The organism is Butyricicoccus sp., assembly GCF_050872565.1.
Classification (GTDB): Bacteria; Bacillota; Clostridia; order Oscillospirales; family Butyricicoccaceae; genus Butyricicoccus_A.
Genome location: NZ_JBNMHC010000158.1, coordinates 1 through 4,978 on the forward strand (window position 1 = coordinate 1; position 4,978 = coordinate 4,978).

Genomic DNA, 4,978 nt, shown 5'->3' on the forward strand with positions numbered 1-4,978 from the left:
GAGCTGCACGCCGGTTCTTGGCGGCGGGATCTAAAAGATCTCCCGGAGACCGCCACGCCGGAGGAACAGGAAAACGGCAGAATGCTCTCCTATCGAGAGCTGGCTGACCAGCTCATCCCGTATATCAAAGAGCAGGGATTTTCTCACATTGAGCTGATGCCGCTGACCGAGCACCCATTCGACGGTTCCTGGGGCTATCAGGCAACCGGTTATTTTTCCGCCACCTCGCGATACGGCGATCCGTATGGTCTGATGGAACTGATTGACCGCTGCCATCAGGCGCACATCGGCGTCATTCTCGACGTCGTGCCTCTGCATTTCGTGACGGATTTCTTCGGTCTGCATCAGTTTGACGGCGGATTTGTCTATGAATCGCAGTACGAAGATCTGCGCTACACGGAATGGGGCACGGTGCTGTTTGATTACACCAAGCCGCATGTGCTGTCATTTATGAAGTCCTCGCTGGATTTCTGGATCAACTACTACCACATTGACGGTCTGCGCTACGACGCTGTTTCTCAGCTCATTTTCAAAAACGGCGATCCCAACGCCCCGCTCAACGATCCGGGCATCTGGTTCCTCAAGGATACCAATTTCTATCTTCAGCAGACTTATCCAAACGTCATGCTCATGGCAGAGGACTCGTCCAATTACATCAAAGTCACAGCTCCGCCGCAGTACGGCGGTCTGGGATTTGATTACAAGTGGGATCTCGGCTGGATGAACGATACCCTTCAGTATCTGTCCATGCATCCGAACGACCGCAATCATTCCCGCCACACGCTCATGTTCTCGATGGCGTATTTCTACAACGACATTTTTATTCTGCCGCTGTCGCATGATGAAGTCGTGCACGGCAAACACACCATCATCGACAAGATGTGGGGCGATTACGACCAAAAGTTCCGGCAGACCCGCCTGCTGTATCTGTATATGTGTGCACATCCGGGCAAAGTCCTCAATTTCATGGGCAATGAGCTGGCAGAGTTCCGCGAGTGGGATGAAAACAAGCAGCTGGGCTGGAATCTGATGGAATATCCGATGCACGATGCGTTTAATCATTACTGCCGCCATCTGCACAAAATCGGCTTGGACTATCGCGCTCTATATGATACTGAATACGATCCGCGTGCTTTCCGCTGGCTGGACACACCGGGCGCACCGGCCACTGTCTTTGCGTTTGTGCGCCGTTCCGAAGACGGCAAGCAGACGGTTGCCTGCGTCATGAACTTCGGTTTGCAGCCTGTCACAGTATTCCTGCCTGCGATGTCCGGCGACTGGACCGAGCTGGTCAACACCGATGACACCCAATATTCCGGTTCCGGCGTGACCAATCCCGGCAGCGTGCACGGACAAGTCCGCTTGGCTCCGCTGTCCGGCAGCCTGCTGTGCCGAGAGTGATTGTGGAATAATCTGTGGAAAAAACAACTAGACAAAAAAGATCTGTGCTCCTATTATTACAAATAGGCAGTTCACAGATCTTTTTCTTTTGAAAGGAGACATATTCATGCCTATTTCAACCCTTGCAGACTGTTGTATTTCTTCTTTAGAGCATCCGATTTCTGCCTTGGCAGATCGTCCCGCCTTATCTGCAGAAGATCTTAAGGCATATTTTGACGCCAATCCGCTCCAGCTCATGCACGCACACAATGCGCTGGCACAGGCTCTATCGGACACCGCGGGCGCGAAACAGATTGGATTTACCGGCACCGCCGGTGTCTCGGCATCCAATGTACAGCAGGCCATCGAGCAGGTACAGCAGCAGCTCTCTGACCTCGCTTTGGGTTCTGTTCCAGACGGTTCCATCACCACAGCCAAGCTTGCAGCCTCGCTTCAGCAGCAGATTGCCGCTGTCTCACAGCTGCAATCTACGGTGAAACAGCTGCAAGCCGAACAACACGCATCCGGTACCCAGTTCCCGTTTATGGTGCTCGCGCTGTCCGATGATACGCCGGAAACCATGCTGGACGAGTTGGCATCCGCCGCGCTTGGTCTGCGCTACACAGACGGCGTACACAATCTCGGCAGGCAGCTTGGCTGGCTGTGTACCAGAAACAGCAGCACCACACCGTCCGCCGCCTTCCTCGCCAAGCAAACCTATGCAGATATTCTGTCCGATTCCGCGACATTGCAGGAAATCGCCTCGCTGGCTCCGGTGCTCGCGCTCATCAAACTGTCCGCAGAAGGCGTCCGCGCGTATAACTCCGCTCTGCACGATGAACAATAAATCATCTCCCCAAAATAGCAAAAGTCTCCCTTTTGGGAGACTTTTGATTTATCTTATCGAATTTCATCCAGCGACTTGGACACTTCATGCTTGATTGGCTTCCACTCTACCTTGCGGAACAGAGCAGCAACGGCAATCGGCAGATAGGTCAGCTGGAACAGCGGGAACGTAAATGTATACAGGACACGCTTCCATGTCGGGCAGTTGCGGATTTTCTTGCGCTCCGAGATAATCGTCACAAGACCCATCAAGAACAGGGAGCCATAGTAGCCGAGCAGCCAGAAGCCCAGCGAACTGAGCATCGTTTGAATCATATGCGGCATGTACAGTGAACCGAACACACCCATCAGCAGAATAACAAGATCAATTGCCAGAATGCCCATCGTAATCAGCATACCCGGCATAACCGTCATGGTCAAATCATAGCTGGCGAGCTTTTTGATGTGACGCTTGGTGACGATGCCGCTGCTCAGTTTGCCGCCGTAGTTGGCGACAATCTGATAAAATCCCTTTGCCCAGCGCATACGCTGGGTCCAAGACTGGCTGAATGTCGTCGGCTGCTCATCGTACAGCATCGCATCGCCGCAGTAGCCAATCATCTCTCCGTGAATGACGGTATCGACGGTAAATTCAATATCTTCTGTCAGCAGATGATACGGCCAGCCGCCGCGCTCTCGAATGACTGCGCTTGCCACGACAAAGCCGGTACCAGAGACCGCACAGCTGGTTCCCAGCATCATGCGGGCATTGTTCAAGAACTTCGCTTCACGCAGGAACCACAGCGAATAACCGGCAGAGATCCAGTTTGTCGCAAAGTTTTTGGAATTTCGATAGGTCGTCATAATGCGGTAGCCCTGACAGAACGTCTTGTTGACCGCCTCAAAAAAGTGCTCATCCAGCAGATTATCCGCATCAATAATGACATAGGCGTCATAATAGTCGTCACCGACGCCCTCTTTGAGCTTCGTAAAGAGATAATCCAGCGCATAGCCCTTGCCGACTTGCTCCTTGTTAAATCGCTCATAGACAATGGCACCGTGGTCACGCGCCACCTGTGCGGTGTTGTCCGTACAGTTATCCGCGATAACAATTGCATCCAGAAATTCCGCCGGATACGTCTGCGCCTTGATGGTATCCAGCAGCTGGCCAATGACACTGGATTCATTTCGCGCGGAAATAATCGCCGCATACCGATTGGTTTTGATGATCGGCTCTGCATGGTGCTTTTTGCGGCGTTTGCGGATATATTCTCCAATAAATACCACACCGATATATCCCATCTGATAGACATACAGAACAGAAATGATCGTAATGACCAAAGTATTCATATGAATAATGAGATTCACAACAATCCCCTTTCCCATTTTTGCTACAGGTTCTTTTCTTTTCAAAAAGATAACACTTTCTTGTGACAATTGCAAGGAATCCCGATGTTTTTCACAAAATCTTTGCAATTTTCTACACTGTATACAAAAGGGAGCACCCAAAATAGGTGCTCCCTCAAGCATTTTCGTTTTGCTCTCGTTGCTATCAGCCAGCGGAACCTACCGCAGAACCGGCAGAACCGGAGCCATTGGATACAAAGGCATCTGCATTGAACGGGAGATAGGTGTTGACGTTGTATGCGGTAATCTTGTCATACTCGTCAGTGGTCTCTACCTTCATGTCCTCGGTGATGCCGTCCAGCTTGTCCTGCACGATCTTCTCACCGATTGCAGACTTGATGGTGCTCTCATCGCCGTTGCCGGAATTGCTCAGATAAGCAGAAGTGTCGGTCAGTGCGGAATCCTCCAGCTTCAGCTTCTCAATGATGAACCAGCCATAGCCCTTGTAGTATACCAGTTCGTCGTTGATTGCGCCCTCTTCCATCTTGGCAACTGCCTGATAGTACTCGTCTACCATGTCGCCTTCGGTGAAGTAGTAGCCGTTCTTGGACTGTGCGGTATCGGCATTGTTTTCCTTCCACAGGTCATCGAACTTACTCGGATCTGCCTTTACCTGATCCAGAATCGACTGTGCCTTGTTCTGTGCTGCGGTCAGTGCGTCGCCGGTCAGCTCGTTGCCGCTGTCGTCTACATCTTTAATCAGAATGGACTTGGCGTGCAGATAGGTGTTCTGGAACTGCTTGGTGATGTCACCCTGATCGTAATACTTCTCAATGATGTCATTCATCAGCTGCATGGTCTCGTTGTTGCTCTCGTACAGCTCTTCGGTGTAGCCATAGCTGTTGAGGTAGGTAACAAACGGATCTTCATCGCCCTTGACCTTATACTTGAGCCAGCGGGTAAAGGTACCGGTCTGAGAACCCAGCTGCTGTCTGTTGTTGTCGAGGTTTTCCTTGAGCTCCTTCTTGGAGTTCTTGCTCAGGCTGACGCCCTCATTTTCTGCCAGCTTCTTGATGGCACGATACTGCTTTGCCTGATTGAGGCAGCCTTCCTTGATGCTGCCAAAGATCTCGTCGCTTGCCATAGACTGAATGTCCATGCCGAACGAGTTTTCATAGTACATCAAATTATAGACAATGTATGCTGCCAGCTCGCTGGAGTGTACATCCTCTCCGTCGATGGTTGCCACAACCGGTGTGTTATCCGTCGTGCCGCAGCCAGTCATTGTTGCCAGCATACCGACACAGAGGATACCAGCCATGAGCATGGAAAGTAATCGCTTCATGTTTGATTCTCCTGTTCTTTCATTTTTCATCCCGCCGCCACAGGAAAGCGGCCGCTTCCCCCACTTGGCGCGTTAGTTTCA

General features: G+C 51.4%; 4 protein-coding genes. 2 read left to right on the top strand and 2 right to left on the bottom strand.

Annotation, left to right across the window (positions count from 1 at the left end; all coding sequences use genetic code 11):
* Together glgB and ACR0P9_RS07480 are read left to right on the top strand one after the other, a co-directional pair.
* The coding region (gene glgB, locus ACR0P9_RS07475) for a 1,4-alpha-glucan branching enzyme (RefSeq protein WP_432618820.1) at positions 1-1,401 on the top strand (1,401 nt) is incomplete at its 5' end.
* 106 nt (positions 1,402-1,507) lie between these two features.
* A complete protein-coding gene (locus tag ACR0P9_RS07480) occupies positions 1,508-2,227 on the top strand; it encodes a hypothetical protein (protein WP_432618822.1) in 720 nt (239 codons plus the stop codon).
* Between the two features lie 53 nt (positions 2,228-2,280).
* On the opposite strand, the gene ACR0P9_RS07485 is transcribed toward ACR0P9_RS07480, so the two are convergent.
* Both ACR0P9_RS07485 and ACR0P9_RS07490 read right to left on the bottom strand, forming a co-directional pair.
* The gene (locus tag ACR0P9_RS07485; protein ID WP_432618824.1) at positions 2,281-3,573 is read right to left on the bottom strand and encodes a glycosyltransferase family 2 protein; all 1,293 of its coding nucleotides are present in this window, start codon (positions 3,571-3,573) and stop codon (positions 2,281-2,283) included.
* Between the two features lie 184 nt (positions 3,574-3,757).
* The gene (locus ACR0P9_RS07490; RefSeq protein ID WP_432618826.1) at positions 3,758-4,897 is read right to left on the bottom strand and encodes a peptidylprolyl isomerase; all 1,140 of its coding nucleotides are present in this window, start codon (positions 4,895-4,897) and stop codon (positions 3,758-3,760) included.
* Positions 4,898-4,978 lie beyond the last annotated feature (81 nt).